Source organism: Methylobacterium sp. 4-46 (assembly GCF_000019365.1).
Classification (GTDB): Bacteria; Pseudomonadota; Alphaproteobacteria; order Rhizobiales; family Beijerinckiaceae; genus Methylobacterium.
Genome location: NC_010511.1, coordinates 1,077,886 through 1,092,710, shown reverse-complemented (window position 1 = coordinate 1,092,710; position 14,825 = coordinate 1,077,886). Strand labels below are relative to the sequence as shown.

The 14,825-nt window shown below is 69.7% G+C and carries 14 protein-coding genes, 1 tRNA gene and 2 pseudogenes; 13 read left to right on the top strand and 4 right to left on the bottom strand.

Annotated elements, in window-relative coordinates:
- Nucleotides 1-84: 84 nt before the first annotated feature.
- Nucleotides 85-240: a hypothetical protein gene (locus M446_RS37970; RefSeq protein WP_012330929.1), complete on the bottom strand. Its 156-nt coding sequence runs from the start codon at nt 238-240 to the stop codon at nt 85-87.
- Between the two features lie 108 nt (nt 241-348).
- Here M446_RS37970 and M446_RS04630 point away from each other — a divergent pair, with 108 nt between their 5' ends.
- From M446_RS04630 to M446_RS04600, 9 genes and pseudogenes are all read left to right on the top strand, one after another.
- Entirely contained in the window at nt 349-1,662 is a 1,314-nt protein-coding gene (locus tag M446_RS04630) for an RsmB/NOP family class I SAM-dependent RNA methyltransferase (RefSeq protein WP_012330928.1), read from the top strand.
- A 100-nt stretch (nt 1,663-1,762) separates the two neighbouring features.
- A complete protein-coding gene (locus M446_RS04625; RefSeq protein ID WP_012330927.1) occupies nt 1,763-2,776 on the top strand; it encodes an alpha/beta hydrolase in 1,014 nt (337 codons plus the stop codon).
- A 92-nt stretch (nt 2,777-2,868) separates the two neighbouring features.
- Nucleotides 2,869-4,425, top strand: coding sequence for a glutamine-hydrolyzing GMP synthase (gene guaA, locus M446_RS04620; protein ID WP_012330926.1), 1,557 nt, complete (start codon nt 2,869-2,871; stop codon nt 4,423-4,425).
- A gap of 287 nt (nt 4,426-4,712) precedes the next feature.
- Nucleotides 4,713-4,994: pseudogene (locus M446_RS34685) on the top strand (Arm DNA-binding domain-containing protein); the annotation flags it as partial.
- Between the two features lie 87 nt (nt 4,995-5,081).
- A pseudogene (locus M446_RS38720) lies at nt 5,082-5,225 on the top strand (IS630 family transposase); the annotation flags it as partial.
- Between the two features lie 495 nt (nt 5,226-5,720).
- Nucleotides 5,721-6,731, top strand: a complete 1,011-nt coding sequence (locus M446_RS04615; protein ID WP_012330925.1) for an AAA family ATPase — start codon at nt 5,721-5,723, stop codon at nt 6,729-6,731.
- Between the two features lie 52 nt (nt 6,732-6,783).
- Nucleotides 6,784-9,162, top strand: coding sequence for a S8 family peptidase (locus tag M446_RS04610; protein WP_265576529.1), 2,379 nt, complete (start codon nt 6,784-6,786; stop codon nt 9,160-9,162).
- Nucleotides 9,163-9,408: 246 nt separating this feature from the next.
- Nucleotides 9,409-9,675, top strand: coding sequence for a transposase (locus M446_RS39600; RefSeq protein ID WP_012330924.1), 267 nt, complete (start codon nt 9,409-9,411; stop codon nt 9,673-9,675).
- On the top strand, nt 9,672-10,460 hold the full coding sequence (locus M446_RS04600) for an IS3 family transposase (RefSeq protein ID WP_415926900.1): 789 nt from the start codon (nt 9,672-9,674) through the stop codon (nt 10,458-10,460). The genes M446_RS39600 and M446_RS04600 overlap by 4 nt, the downstream gene beginning before the upstream one ends.
- 227 nt (nt 10,461-10,687) lie before the next feature.
- Here the strand turns inward: M446_RS04600 and M446_RS38715 are convergent, their stop codons facing one another.
- Entirely contained in the window at nt 10,688-10,867 is a 180-nt protein-coding gene (locus M446_RS38715; RefSeq protein ID WP_415926899.1) for a hypothetical protein, read from the bottom strand.
- A gap of 311 nt (nt 10,868-11,178) precedes the next feature.
- Nucleotides 11,179-11,466: a DUF1778 domain-containing protein gene (locus M446_RS04590; RefSeq protein WP_265576527.1), complete on the bottom strand. Its 288-nt coding sequence runs from the start codon at nt 11,464-11,466 to the stop codon at nt 11,179-11,181.
- A gap of 288 nt (nt 11,467-11,754) precedes the next feature.
- On the opposite strand from M446_RS04590, the gene M446_RS04585 reads away from it, so the two are divergent.
- Nucleotides 11,755-11,829: transfer RNA gene (locus M446_RS04585), tRNA-Val, on the top strand.
- 88 nt (nt 11,830-11,917) lie between these two features.
- Nucleotides 11,918-12,415: a hypothetical protein gene (locus tag M446_RS04580; RefSeq protein ID WP_012330921.1), complete on the top strand. Its 498-nt coding sequence runs from the start codon at nt 11,918-11,920 to the stop codon at nt 12,413-12,415.
- A 55-nt stretch (nt 12,416-12,470) separates the two neighbouring features.
- Here M446_RS04580 and M446_RS04575 read toward each other — a convergent pair whose 3' ends face one another.
- Nucleotides 12,471-13,172, bottom strand: a complete 702-nt coding sequence (locus M446_RS04575; protein ID WP_012330920.1) for an HAD family hydrolase — start codon at nt 13,170-13,172, stop codon at nt 12,471-12,473.
- A 299-nt stretch (nt 13,173-13,471) separates the two neighbouring features.
- Between M446_RS04575 and M446_RS04570 the strand changes: the two genes are divergently transcribed.
- Nucleotides 13,472-14,206, top strand: coding sequence for a lysophospholipid acyltransferase family protein (locus M446_RS04570; protein ID WP_012330919.1), 735 nt, complete (start codon nt 13,472-13,474; stop codon nt 14,204-14,206).
- Nucleotides 14,207-14,360: 154 nt separating this feature from the next.
- The gene (locus M446_RS04565) at nt 14,361-14,708 is read left to right on the top strand and encodes a GCG_CRPN prefix-to-repeats domain-containing protein (protein ID WP_012330918.1); all 348 of its coding nucleotides are present in this window, start codon (nt 14,361-14,363) and stop codon (nt 14,706-14,708) included.
- Nucleotides 14,709-14,825: the final 117 nt, after the last annotated feature.

Genomic DNA, 14,825 nt, shown 5'->3' with positions numbered 1-14,825 from the left:
CCGATCCCGATGGCGATGGGGATCACCATCGCGGTGCGGCTCCTCCTCGCGCGGTGGGCGTGAGGCGGAGCCGCGGCGCGGGGATCACCGCCGCGGCGCGGCGCCGGATTCGAGCGTGGTCTTGGCGTCGGCGGGCTTGCGCGGGGGCGGCGTGAGGTCGGGCGCGGCGGGTGCCGCGGCGCAGGCGGCGAGCGCCAGCAGGAGGAGGCCGGACAGGGTGAGCGACGCGAGGCGTGACATGACGGTGAAGCTCCGGATCGGGGTGAAGGCCCTCCATCTCCTAAGGGAAGGTGACCAAAGCTTGGCCGTTCTCCGCCCGATCGCGGGCACCGGCGCGGCCGTTTCGGGATGACCCCGTCCGCCCGCCTCTCCGCCGCGATCGAGGTCCTGGCCGACATCGCCGCGCGCCGCCGGCCCGCCGCCGACGCGCTCAAGGATTGGGGCCTCGCCCACCGCTTCGCCGGCTCGGGCGATCGGGCCGCGATTGCGGGCCTCGTCTACGACGCCCTGCGCCGGCGCGCCTCGGCGGCCTGGATCATGGACGACGACGCGCCGCGCGCCGTGCTGATCGGGTCGCTGCGCCTGCAGCGCGGCCTCGCGGGCGCCACGATCGCCGGGCTGTGCAGCGGCGAGCGCTTCGCCCCGGCTCCCCTGACCGAGGCGGAGCGCGCGCGCCTCGACACGGCGACCCTCGCGGACGCTCCCCTCCACGTCGCCGGCGACGTGCCCGAATGGGTGCTGCCCTCGTTGGTCGCGGCGCTGGGCGACGATCTCCTGCCGGAGCTGAAGGCCCTCGCCCGCCGGGCGCCCCTCGACATCCGGGTCAACACCCTGAAGGCGGACCGCGACCGCGTGGCCGCGGCGCTGGCGCACCTGAACCCCGCCCCGACCCCGCACGCGCCGGACGGCCTGCGCATCCCGGTGCCGGATGACGGGCGCGGGCCGGCGCTCCACGTCGAGCCGGAATTCCTGGAGGGCCTGTTCGAGATCCAGGACGAGGGCTCGCAGCTCGCCGCGCGCCTCACGGGCGCGCGGCCGGGCGAGACCGTGATCGACCTCTGCGCCGGCGGCGGCGGCAAGACGCTGGCCCTCGCCGCCCTGATCGCCAACAGGGGCCGGCTCGTCGCCACGGACGGGGACCCGCGCCGCCTCGCCCCGATCCACGAGCGCCTGCGCCGGGCGGGCGCGGTCGCGGAGGTGCGCACGCCCCGGGGCGGGCGGGGCGCCCCCGACGCGCTGGCGGATCTCGCCGGCGCGGCCGACCTCGTCCTCGTCGACGCGCCCTGCACGGGCTCGGGCACGTGGCGGCGCAACCCCGACGCCAAGTGGCGCCTGCGCCCCGGCAGCCTCGCCGCGCGCCGCGCCGAGCAGGAGGCGGTCCTCGACCGCGCTGCGGGCCTGATCCGGCCCGGCGGCCGCATCGTCTACGTCACCTGCTCGCTCCTGCCGGAGGAGAATGACGGGGCGGTGGCCGGGCTGCTGGCGCGGCGCTCCTCCCTGCGCGCGGTCCCCCTCGCGCTCGCGCCGGATCTCGAGCCCGCGCTGCGCCGCACGGCCCACGGCATCCAGATGACGCCGGCCCGCACCGGCACGGACGGGTTCTACGTGGCGCTGCTGACCCACGGGCAAGAGGGACGGAGCGCCCTTCCCCCGGCCGAATGACCGAGCCCGGGCCGATGCCGCGGTCGCGATCGTTTGGATGACTGGACAAGCTCGCGAGGGGGTGGTTCAGGGAGTCTCGGGGATCGCGGATCGACGGGACATGCCGCTCCATCGCAGGACGTTGCTCACGGGAGCGGCCGCGCTCCCGTTCGCGCGCCCGACGGAGACGGCGGCCCAGGCGGGGGGCGACACCGCCGCGCCGGCCGTCCCGCCCCCGGCGCCGGCCCCACCCCCGATCCGCCCGGGCGCGGACCTCGACGTCATGGCCCTCTGGCCCGGCACGCCGCCCGGCGGCGGCGGCCCGGACCTCGACGGCCCCGCCTACGACGAGAGCCGCGAGGGCGTGATCCAGAGCGTGGCCCGGCCCTGCCTGCTGGTGGTGCGCGCGCCCCGCCCGACCGGCAGCGCGGTCGTGATCGCCGCGGGGGGCGGCTACCGGCGCATCGATATCGGGCACGAGGCGATCCCGACCGCGCAGTGGCTGGCGGGCCAGGGGGTCACGGCCTTCGTGTTCGTCTACCGCCTGCCCGGCGAGGGCTGGCGGGCGGGGGCGGACGCGCCGATCCAGGACGTGCAGCGGGCGGTGCGCCTCGTGCGGGCGCGGGCCAAGCGCTACGGCTACGAGCCGGGCCGGATCGGCGTGGTCGGCTTCTCGGCGGGCGGCCACCTGATGGGCTCGGCCGCGGTGCGCTTCGGGGCGCCGCTCTACGAGCCGGTCGACGAGGACGACGCGCTCTCGGCCCGGCCCGACGCGGCGGCGCTGATCTACCCGGTGATCACGCTCCGCCCGCCCTTCGACCGCACGTCGAGCCGGCGCGTGCTGGTGGGCGAGAGCCCGACGCGCTTCGCCACCAACAGCTACTCGATCGAATTGCACGTGCGCGCGCAATGCCCGCCGACCTTCCTGGCCCAGGCGGCCGACGACCCGGTCGCGGTGGTGGACAATTGCCTGCTGATGTACGGGGCGCTGCGGGCCGCCGACGTGCCGGTGGAGATGCACCTGTTCGAGCGCGGCGGGCACGGCTTCGCGCTCGGCGTGCCCGGCACCCCGGCGGCGGCCTGGCCCGGCCTGTTCCTGGCCTGGGCGCGGCGGCGGGGCTTCGTGCGGGGGTGACGGCCCGCCGGGCGCGCGGCTCCGTGGAACGGGGTCGGCCGATCGCGCGGCCCCGCGTTGCGCGCCGCCTCCGCCTCGTCTAACTCACCGGTATGACGGCCGACCACGACAAGATCCTGATCATCGATTTCGGGAGCCAGGTGACCCAGCTCATCGCGCGCCGGGTGCGCGAGGAGGGGGTCTATTCCGAGATCGTGCCCTACCAGGCGGCGGAGGCGGCCTTCGCGGCCCTGAAGCCGAAGGGCGTGATCCTCTCGGGCGGCCCCGAATCCGTGACGATCGAGACCTCGCCCCGCGCGCCCCAGGCGGTGTTCGAGGCCGGGGTGCCGGTGCTCGGCATCTGCTACGGCGAGCAGACCATGGCGGCCCAGCTCGGCGGCGAGGTCGAGGGCGGGCACCACGCCGAGTTCGGCCGGGCCGAGGTCGAGGTCATCGCCGACTCGGCCCTGTTCCGCGGCATCTGGCACGTGGGCGAGCGCTACCCGGTCTGGATGAGCCACGGCGACCGGGTGACCAAGCTGCCGGACGGCTTCTCCACCATCGCGATCTCGCCGAACGCGCCCTTCGCGGCGGTGGCCGACGAGGGGCGCCGCTTCTACGCGGTGCAGTTCCACCCGGAGGTGGCGCACACGCCGCACGGCGCGCTGCTGCTGCGCAACTTCGTGCGCGACATCGTGGGCTGCGCGGGCGACTGGTCGATGCGCGCGTTCCGCGAGGAGGCGATCGAGCGCATCCGCCGGCAGGTCGGCGGCGAGAAGGTGCTGTGCGGCCTCTCGGGCGGGGTCGACTCGGCGGTGGCGGCGGTGCTGATCCACGAGGCGATCGGCGAGCAGCTCACCTGCGTGTTCGTGGATCACGGCCTTCTGCGGCTCGGCGAGGCCGAGGAGGTGGTGCGGCTGTTCCGCGACCACTACAACATCCCGCTCGTGCACGTGCAGGCCCAGGACCTCTTCCTGGGCGCGCTCGCCGGCGTCACCGACCCGGAGGTGAAGCGCAAGACGATCGGGCGGCTCTTCATCGACGTGTTCGAGGCGGAGGCGAGGAAGAGCGGCGGCGCGGCGTTCCTGGCGCAGGGCACGCTCTATCCGGACGTGATCGAGAGCGTGTCCTTCACGGGCGGCCCCTCGGTGACGATTAAGAGCCACCACAATGTCGGCGGCCTGCCCGAGCGCATGAACATGAAGCTCGTGGAGCCCCTGCGCGAATTGTTCAAGGACGAGGTGCGGGTGCTCGGCCGCGAGCTCGGCCTGCCCGACGCCTTCGTGGGCCGCCACCCCTTCCCGGGTCCCGGCCTCGCCATCCGCTGCCCGGGCGAGATCACGGCGGAGAAGCTCGACGCGCTGCGCAAGGCCGACGCGATCTACCTGGAGGAGATCCGCAAGGCGGGCCTCTACGACACGATCTGGCAGGCCTTCGCGGTGATCCTGCCGGTGAAGACGGTCGGCGTGATGGGCGACGGGCGCACCTACGACCACGTCTGCGCGCTGCGCGCCGTCACCTCGGTGGACGGCATGACGGCGGATTTCTACCCCTTCGACATGGGCTTCCTGGGCCGGGTCGCGACCCGGATCATCAACGAGGTCAAGGGCATCAACCGGGTCACCTACGACATCACCTCGAAGCCGCCCGGGACGATCGAGTGGGAGTGATTCGCTATGTCCCGAGGGCGTTTGGAGCCGATCGCGAGACTGTACTCAACCCAGTGACCTGTGCCTCTTTTTCTCCCGATGACTATAGCGAGTTACCGGTGGGTAGCAGTCGCACATGACGGCATAATGGACGAATACGCTAGCGCTTGGATTCGCGCGCAGGCTGATGCCGTCAACCTCGTAAGTCTGGACGACGGTAGTTCTTCAGCGTAAGTGCCTGTCAGTTCTGGGGAAATGAGGATGGTGGCGCCGCTCCGGGCTGACGGTATCCTAAAGAGGAGCCCGTTATGCTCACAGATATTGCGCTCAAGAACCCCAAACCGAAGGACAAGCCCTACAAGGTCACTGATCGGGACGGCATCTACGCCTACGTGTCGCCCGGAGGGTCAATCTCACTCCGCTTCGACTACCGAATGAACGGCCGTCGCGAGACGCTGACGCGCGGTCGTTACGGACCAGCTGGGCTATCTCCTCTGGCGCGGGCAAGAGAGAAGTGCATCGACGCACGCCGCGCCTTCGCTGAAGGGCGCTCACCGGCGCAGGAGAAGCAGCGCGACAAACGTCGGCTGCTAGGGCGGGTCCCGAGCCGCTAGAGACGGATCTGCGGGTTGCGCGTTGAGGGGTGAAGGAGCTTGCCGGCAGGTGTTCGCGAAGCTAAGGCGCTGTTGCGCAGTGCGGCAGCCCGCACGATCCCGGATCTCTGGGCGGCGATCCGACAGGCCTTCACCCGCTTCACCCAGGAGTGCCGCAACTACCTCACCGCAGCCGGGTGCGAGAACAACTTGGCCGTCGCTACCTGACCGGGAACAGCTCTAGCTTGCACCTTCTGGCGGTCTAGCGTGTCACGTGGAGGTGCGCTCCGCAGCCTCGGCGGCGTGCGGGTTCAGAGCCATCGGACACGTCCGTCGATGTCACGGATGCCGAGCGCAAAACCACCTTGTCGACGCGACTGGCCACAGCGCTCCAGGTTAGCGATGCGCTTACGGAGTTCGTCGAGGACACGATCATGGCTCGACTCGCGCATGCACCCCTAAACACTGGAAGAGCAGTTTCGTTCATGTTATGTTCGCGTATCGTGGCTGAGTCGATCCCTCGCAGCAGCGATCGGGAGGTTCAGCCCTGTGGATACCGGGAATTCCCGCCGATCACCGCCGACGGCACGCACCTTGTGCTCAGCGGTTAGGAAACCGTGGCGCGGGTTGGGCCATTTGGTTAGGGTTCGGTCTTAAAATCCACGGCTGAGGCGCTAAGGCGGTCTGCAGACTGAGGCATCTGAGTCGAGAAGGGAGGCGCGAATGTCGACGAAGCATCTGCTCGCGCTCCTCAACTCACACATCCAGGGTGATGAGGAGCAGTTCCTCTCCATCGCCCTCCAGGCGGCAGCTCAGGAAGCGCGGCAAGGCCGGACCGAAGACGCCGATAAGCTGAAGCGCCTGGTGCAACGGGCGCGCGACCAGCAAAGGACCGGCCGACCGGCTGGGGGCCAAACGCCCATTCCGTTGGCCCGCCCACGCGGCGAGTTGCAGGAACTTGTCGAGAGCACCTATCCCAAGGTTTCGCTCTCAAGTATGGTCCTCGCGGATGATGTCCGCGATCGCTTGAGCCGCGTGGTCAGACAGCAGCAGGAGCGGGCGACGCTGCGCGACCATGGACAAGCGCCCACGACTCACTTGCTGCTGGTCGGGCTGCCTGGTACGGGTAAGACAATGACAGCATCGGCGCTCGCTGGTGAGCTGCATTTGCCGCTGTTCACTGTCCGCTTGGAGGCGTTGTTCAGCCGCTTCTTCGGTGAGACGGCGGGCAAGCTGCGTCTGCTGTTCGATCAGATCGCGCAGGTCCGAGGCGTCTACCTGCTCGACGAGTTCGACGCGATCGGCGCGCGCCGTGGCGATCCCAACGATGTTGGCGAGATCCGCCGCGTGCTGAATTCCGTGCTCGCCTTCATGGAAGAGCCGAACACGACGGACAGCCTCGTCCTGGCGGCTACGAACCATGTCGAGATCCTCGACGAGGCGCTCGCGCGCCGGTTCGACGAGGTCATCGAATATGGTTTGCCGGACCGGATGGCGGCGCGCGCGATCCTTGAACGGCGCCTCGGCAAGTTCAAGCTCACCGCGCGCTCCTGGTCCTCGATCGACCCCGCGCTTGACGGGTTGAGCCAAGGCGAACTCGTTCGGGCAGCCGACGCTGTCGTGAAGGATGCCATCCTGGAGGGTGCACCCAAGGTATCCCCGGATGCGCTCACCCGGGCTCTCCAGAACCGTCAGACCTTGAAGGGCAAATTCCGCCGCTCGACCGGCCGTTAGACAGGCTCGCCGGCCGGACAGATGAAGCAAGCTCGTTCAAGGCAGAGGCAATATGGTGGAGCCTGAAGATTACGGGGCGCGTGATCGCCCGCACATCTCCATCGACGCGTTTCGTGAGGCCGCGCAGTACGGTTATCCGTCGCGAGCGCAGCAGCGCAAGCCGCTGCGCGAAGACTATGGCGCGCACGCTGACTCGCTTCTCGATCAGCTGAGCAAGGCGCTGGGTGAGCTGCCCGTGGTCGCCGCGGACACGCGGCTGCCGGTCCAGGGACTCAAGCCGGGCACGATCGTCGAGGTGTCGACCGCGCCACCGCCCAATGGGTCGCGCTCCAAGGCGGCGAAGGTTCCGGCCGCGCTCGAGTTCCCCGGTCAGGATATCGTCCTGCTCCGCACCGAACGCCGGGATGATCGCACCGAGAGCGCGTTGCTGTTCGTTCCAGACGAGGCTCGCGGTTTCCTGCGCGATCGCATCGCAGCTTATGGCCGTGACCCGGGCAACGCGCGCCGGCCCGATGTCGAGCGGTTTGAGCCAGTCGAGACCATCGCCGCCGCGCCGGCGTGGACGCTCTTTGTCGGCCCGGTCGACTTCTCCGCGCCCGAAATCGTCTGGTGGGAGCTGTGGGTGCAGGGCGGCGCGGCGCGCGCCGAGCGCGTGGCTGTGCTTGCGCGCGGCGCGAACCTCGATGTACATGCCGATCGGCTGCTCTTCCCGGACACGACGGTGGTCTTCGTCCATGCTGCGGCGGCGGGCTTGCTGGCATTCGCCGAGCGCTTGCCGGGTGCTATCACCGAGGTCAGGCAGGCCACCGGCACGATCGAACCGTTCCTTGACCGCGGCGCGGGCGGTGTTGGGCAGCATGACTGGGTGGCCGAACTCGCAGAGCGAATCGTGCCGACGCCGGAAGACGCGCCGGTCGTGTGCGCGCTCGATACTGGGGTCGCGGGTGAGCACCCTCTCATCCAGCCAGGCCTGAAGGGCGCGTGGGCCTATGATGCGGCCTGGGGAACGGATGATCATGCGCCGTATGGCGGCCATGGCACGGCGATCGCTGGGCTGATCCTGCATGGCGATCTCGAGCCGCACATGAACAGTGTGGGACCAGTCGAACTCTACCACGGGGCGGAGTCGATGAAGCTCCTGCCGCCCGGCGGCTTTCCGGCGACCAAGCCGCCAAGCTATGGCGTGGTGACCCAAGGCGCTGTGGCCCTCGTCGAAGCCGAACGGCCGAACGTGGTCCGCAGCTTCTGCCTCGCCACTTCGGCGGCTGACTTTCCGCCGAGCCGTCCATCGAGCTGGAGCGGCGCTCTCGATCAGATCGCCGCGGGGTCGATGCCTGGGGATGAAGCCGATGACGTGCCGGCGGCAGGCGCGCCCAAACGGTTGGTGGTGGTTGCGACCGGCAACGTGCCGGGCGGCATGATGCTTGATGTCATCCCGTCGCAGCCGCTCGAAGATCCTTCCCAGAGCTGGAACGCGCTGACGATCGGTGGCTTCACGCAAAAGGAGCAGGCGCCGACACCCCCGCCCGCGCTGGCGCCGGTCGTGCCCGCGAACAACCGGAGCCCGTACAGTCGCGGCTCCCAGACACTTCCCGACGATCTAACGCCGATCAAGCCCGAGGTGCTGTTCGAGGCCGGCAACATGGTTTCCAACGCGACTGGCTTCTGCGCCTGGCATGAGGCCGTGTCACTGCTTGCCCCAGGCTCGGACGTGGCGACCGAGCCGCTCGTGCCGTTCTGCGCGACGAGCGCAGCGGCCGGTGTGGCGGGGAACTTCATCGGTCGGTTGCAGGCGAGCCTGCCTCATCTCTGGCCCGAGACGCATCGCGCACTGACCGTGGACTCCGCGGATTGGCCGCAGCCCATGCGCAAGCTGCTGATCGGCCGCGGCGCGCACTGGAAGACCGGATCTAAGGCGCAGAAACAGCAGGCGTTACGCGAAATAGGCTACGGTGTGCCAGACATCGGGCGCGCGATCTTGTCAGCGCGGAACAATGTTACGCTGATCGCCGAAGCCGAAATCCAGCCTTTCGCGCTCGGCGCGGACGGGCGAAGTGCTGTTTTCAACGAGATGCACTTCTACGACCTGCCCTGGCCCAAGGCGGCGCTGGAGCAGCTTGAGAACGAGATCGTCACGATGAAGGTGACGCTCTCCTACTTCGTCGAGCCCAACCTCACTGGTAAAGCTGCGACACGGCCCGACACCTATCGCTCGTTCGGGCTCCGGTTCGACATGAAGAGGCGGACGGAAACGAATGCAAAATTCCGCAGCCGCATCTCCTCAGCACAGGAGAAGGACGGCTCGGAAACCGAGGCCGAGACCAGCTGCTGGCTCCTCGGCCCTAAGGCCGTTCAGGCTGGCTCGCTGCATTGCGACCTGTGGCGTGGCCGGGCCATAGAGCTCGCCGGTCATGACGCGATCGCGGTCTAGCCTGTCGGCGGGTGGTGGAAGTCGCACTTTGGACAGCGGCGCTTCGCGGACAAGGGCAGATATGCCCTGGTCATCTCCTTGTCCGCTCAAGGACACGCCGTCGATCTGCATGCCGAGGTGTTGAACCTTGTTGAGGTGAAGGCGGCCGAGGTCCTGATCGGCTGATGCGTGGTCCTGACTCGGCCAACTGGTCCAGGCCGAGCGCAAATTTTCGGGCATCCTGAACTCTGACAGAGGGTGGATGCCATGCCTCGCAAACGCTTCACGAACGAACAGATCGCCTTCGCCCTCAGACAGGCGGAGAACGGCAGCACGGTGGACGAGATCTGCCGGAAGATGGGTGTGTCCGAGCCGACCTTTTACAAGTGGAAAAAACAGTTCGTCGGCATGGGCTTGCCGGAGATCCGGCGACTGAAGCAGCTGGAGGACGAGAACAGCAAGCTCAAGCGGCTGGTCGCCGACCTCACGCTGGATCGCTCGATGCTGCAGGACGTGCTCAAGCGAAAGTGGTGAGGCCCGCCGTTCGCCGCGAGGTCGCCGGTCACCTGCAGGTGGCCTACGGTATCAGCGAACGACGGGCCTGTCAGGCCACCGGCTTCGGCTGCTCATCTCAGCGCTACCCGCAGGCGGTCGGATCCGCAGGTGGCGCTGCGCAGGGGTTGAAGGAATTGGCGGCCACGCGGGTGCGCTACGGCTACCGGCGGCTGCAAATCCTGTTGCGACGGGAGGGCTGGGCCGTGAACCACAAGCGCACGTACCGGCTCTACCGGGACGAGGGCCTGTCGATCCGGCCCAAGCTGCCCAGGCAAAAACGGGCTTGGCGCTACCGGCAAGGACGTCCCGCAATTGGCGGTCCCAACGAGGTCTGGGCAATAGACTTCATGTCCGACCGTCTCTTCGACGGACGTCCGTTCCGGATCCTGACGGTCGTGGACTGCCACACGCGAGAGGCGCTCTCGCTGGCGCCGAGAGCCAACTTCCGGGCCTACCAGGTAGTCGAGGCACTCGACGCTCTGGTGAGGCTCCGCGGCCGGCCCAAGAGCCTACGGGTGGACAATGGGCCGGAGTTTGCCGGTCGTATGCTGGATCGATGGGTCTACCTGAATGGGGTAGAGCTCTACTTCTCTCGGCCCGGAAAACCGACCGATAATGCCTACATCGAGAACTTTAATGGCCGCCTCCGGGCAGAATGCCTGAATGCCTCATGGTTCCTGTCCCTGACTGATGCCCGCGAGCGCATCGAGGAATGGAGGCCCCACTACAACAAAGACCGGCCTAGACAGAAATATACTACCTAAAATTGATCACGACATCGTGAAGCAAATCGACGGGTTCGCCATCCTCCATGGCGAGCGCGTATCGAACCCCGCCGATGAGGTCGGCCCGTCCTCCGTCTGGTCCTAGCCCCGCGTAGCTGCTCCGAGTCGAAGACCGATCGGGTGAGAAGCGCGCATGGCTGCGTCGCGGTCCGTCCTACGGAGATGAACCCCCGACCAAGTTCAAGCCGCTTTTCGAGCTGGCCCGCTCAGGCGAACAGCAGGGCGATCGTCGTCATTGGCGAGAACGGCCGCCGCCCGCCGGCGTCCAAGGGCACGAAATCGTACGCACGGTAGAAAGCGGCTGCGCGGTCGTCCTTCGCATCCACGACGACCGCGAAGGTCGCGATGTCGCTGCGCAGCGCCCGGGCGCACGCGTCCAAAAGCATATGCTCCCCGAGGCGCCGACCGCGGTGACGGTGATCGACGGCGAGGCGTCCGAGCAAGGCCGCCGGGACCAGCGGATAGCGCGGGAGGCGCTTGATTAGGGATGCCGGCAAGTCGGCAAGCGCGATCTATGTCGCAGCGAGCGTATAGTAGGCGAGCGGGGTAGCGTCAGCCTCCACCAGGACGAAGCAGGAGGCCACCCGGCGCCGGGTCGCCTGTCCGGCTTGAGCGCGGAAGTGGCGGTCAAGCGGGTCTACGCCGGAGGTGAAGCCGGCGCGGTCTGATGATCGTCGAGCGGTTCGATCCGCAAGGGTCAGCGAGCGCTCGGCTCGCCCGTCTCCGACACGATGTAGCGTTGCGCCGCGGCCTGCAGACGCCCCCCGGGCTCGCGCGGGTTCAGAAGCGCCTCAGCGAACGCGCGGTTCTCCTCGGCGGTAAGCTTCACGGTCTGCAGGTCCTCAAGGGTGCGGGCGGCGGCTTCGTGAACGCTGGCGATCACGAAATCGGTCAACGTCCGGCCTTGAAGCTCGGCTGTGCGTTGGAACAGGTCCTTCTGATCGGAGGAGATGCGGGCTTCCAGCCGCTCTCTCCGGGCAGCCACGCGCCTCTTCACCGCCGAGTGCTTCGCGGCTATCGCGTTATTTCTCGTGACGCGTCCAATGTACGGCTGGCAGCCGGACATCGCAAGGGTCGGAGGCAGGCCATCGTCACGGTCCAGGCGCTTCGTGGGGCACCGTCTCGCCGCCTCGCTCGCCGCCTCGGCCGCGGCCGATGCGCCGGTCCGCCGGCGCTCGGCGGCGTGAGGGGGCGCCCTTCCGGCCCGCGGCGGCGATCCGCGGCGCCGACCCGCTTGACGCCCGCCCGCGACCCGCCTAGAAGCCGCCGGACCGGGCGCGTAGCTCAGCGGGAGAGCATTCGCTTCACACGCGAAGGGTCACAGGTTCAATCCCTGTCGCGCCCACCATTCCACCGGTTCCCATGGCGTCCCAGGACAGCGGCCGGCAGCCGGGCCCCGCCCTGACCGAGGATCCGGCCAGACGGACCCGGGTCGCGTGACCGAGACGCCCTTACCCTCACATCCCAGGCAGGACCGGGCGGCGCTCCTGGCCGCGTTCTACCAGTATCTCGGCGGCCGGCTCGACTCGGTCGCCCGCCGCTCCTCGCTGCTGATGGCGTTCCTGGCCTCGTTCCTCGGCTTCGCCGTCTCCCCGCTGATGCGCGGCGGCACCACGCCGATCCTGGAGAAGGCCGCCTTCGCGGCCTCCCACCCCTCCCTGTGGGCGGGAGTCGCCGGCATGGTCGTGCTGCTCTGGTCGGAACTCGCGCGGGTGCGCCGCTCCGCCGACCTGTTCAGCCGGATCGCCTTCGCGGAGGACGATCTGGCGGCGCTGCAGGAGCGCTTCGTCGCCTCCCCGATCGACACCCTGTTCCGGGAGGCGATCGCCAATCTGCGCGTCGTCGGGGGGCTGCTGCGGCGCAAGATCCGGCTCTACAATGCCGGCGTGGCGCTGTTCGTGCTCAGCGTGACCCTCTCCGTCATCGGCCTGTGAGCCGGCGCCGCCGGGCGGGGCCGCCCCGAGCGGCGGTCACGCCGCCGAGCGGCGGTCACGCCGCCGAGCGGGTGCGGGTGCGCAGGTGCTGCACGGCGTCGAACAGCGCGTCGAAATGGCCGATGACGAGGTCGGGGCCGAGATCCTCCACCGGCACGTCCGTGTAGCCGAAGGGCACCGCCACGACCGGGATGCCGGCCGCCTGCGCGGTCACGATGTCGGTGCGGGAATCCCCCACCATCACCGCCCGGGCCGGGTCGCCGCCCGCCCGCGCGATCGTCTCGGTGAGGTGGCGCGGGTCCGGCTTGAACCACGGGAAGGTGTCGCGCCCGCAGATCGCCGCGAAGCGGTCCGCGACGCCGAGCGCCCGCAGCAGCTCCACCGAATGCGCCTCCACCTTGTTGGTGCAGACCGCAAGCCGGTAGCCCGCCCCCGCCAGCCGGTCGAGCGCCGCCGCCGCGCCCGGGAACAGGAAGGAGCTCTCGCAGAGATGCGCGCCGTAATGGGCCAGGAAGACCCGGAACAGCGCCTCCAGCCGCTCCGGCGTCAGCTCCCGGCCCGCGGCCGCGAAGCCGCGCGCGAGCATCGCCTTGGCGCCCGCCCCGATCAGGTCCCGCGCCCGCCCCACATCCGCCGGCGGCAGGCCCTCGCGCGCCAGGATCACGTTGAGCGTGCCGATGAGGTCGCTCGCCGTCTCGGCGAGCGTGCCGTCGAGATCGAACACCACGATGGGCGCCAGGGAGAGGGGAGGGGACATGCGAACTCGCGGGGCTCTCAGGAACGCACCGGACCGCGCCGGTCCGGCCCGAAATGTGAGTCATCCTGCGGTAAAGGAATGATGCCGCACCGAAAACCCGTCCCCGGTCTCCTCCGGCCCGGCCGCGGGGCCCGCCTCTCTGGGAGCGCCTCGCCTTGCGGCCCATTCTCTTGGCCGGTGTGGCCGGAAGGACACCCGCCCGGCCGCTCGCCCGCCGGGAGTGGCCCCCGCCCGGCCGGCGCGATAAGGGAGGCCGCGCCGCGCCCCAGCACCACGCCGCGCGGCGTCCGGGATCGACCATGCTCCTCCTCCGCTCGCTGGCGTTCAACGTCGCCTTCTACGCCTTGACCGCCGCGATGCTGATCGGCGGGCTCTTCTGCCTCGTCTCCCGCCGCCTCGTGCTGCGCCTCGCCCAGACCTGGGCCCGGGTGACCCTGTGGCTGCTGGAACGGATCGTCGGCATCCGGGTCGAGTTCCGCGGCCTGGAGCACATCCCGCCGGGCGGGATCATCGTCGCGGCCAAGCACCAATCGGCGCTGGAGACCATCGCGCTCACGACGGTCCTGCCGAACTTCACCTACATCCTGAAGCGCGAATTGCTCTGGCTGCCCCTGTTCGGCTGGTACCTCTCCCGCGGCGAGATGGTGCCGATCGACCGCCGGAAGGGCTCGCGGGCGCTCGCCCTGATGAGCGAGGAGGCGGCCGGCGCCATGGCGCAGGGGCGCCAGCTGATCATCTTCCCGGAAGGCACCCGCCGCCCGCCCGGCGCCCCGCCCGCCTACAAGTTCGGGGTGGCGCATCTCTACGACCGCCTCGCCGTGCCCTGCCTGCCCGTCGCCCTCAACACCGGGCTGGTCTGGCCGCGCAACAGCCTGCACCGCCACCCGGGCACCGCCGTGATCGCCTTCCTGCCGCCGATCCCGCCCGGGATCGTGCGCGAGACTGCCTTCGCGCTGATCCAGGAGCGGATCGAGACCGCCTCCGCGGCGCTCCTCGCGGACACCTCGCGCAGAGGCGGCGAGGTCCCCGCATGACAATTCCGTAATGTCGGAACGCCCTGGCCGGCAGCGACATTCATGCATGTTCGCCCCATGAGGGGCGGAATCATGCGAGACGGCTTGACTGATCGCGATCCGGCTCCGGCCGCGTCGGTGCGGCGGGGTTTCGGATCCTCGACAGGAGGAGACGATGCGCTGGAAACTGGCAGGTGCGGCGGCTCTCGCCTTGGGAACGCTGGTCGGCACCGGGACCGTGGCCGAGGCCCGCGACGGCTGCGGTCCGGGCTTTCACCGGGACTTCTACGGCTTCTGCCGCCCGAACTTCTACGGGCCGCGCTTCTACGGGCCGGTCGTCTATGGCGGCCCGCGCTGGCACCGCGTCGGCTGGTACCGGCCCTACTGGCACCGGGCAGGGTGGTACGGCGGCTGGCATCGGCCCTACTGGCATCGGCCCTACTGGCACGGGGCCGGGTTCTACCACCGCCCGTGGGGCTGGCACGGCGGCTGGCGCCATGCCGGCTGGCATCACCGCTGGTGACCTGAGCGGGTCCGGGGCCGCGAGGCCCCGGGCCGTCGCCCGCCGAGGCCGGCGACCTCGCCCCCGCGGCGGCGTCGCCCCGCCCCCCGCATTGCGCGCCCGTCCGCCGCTCCCCAT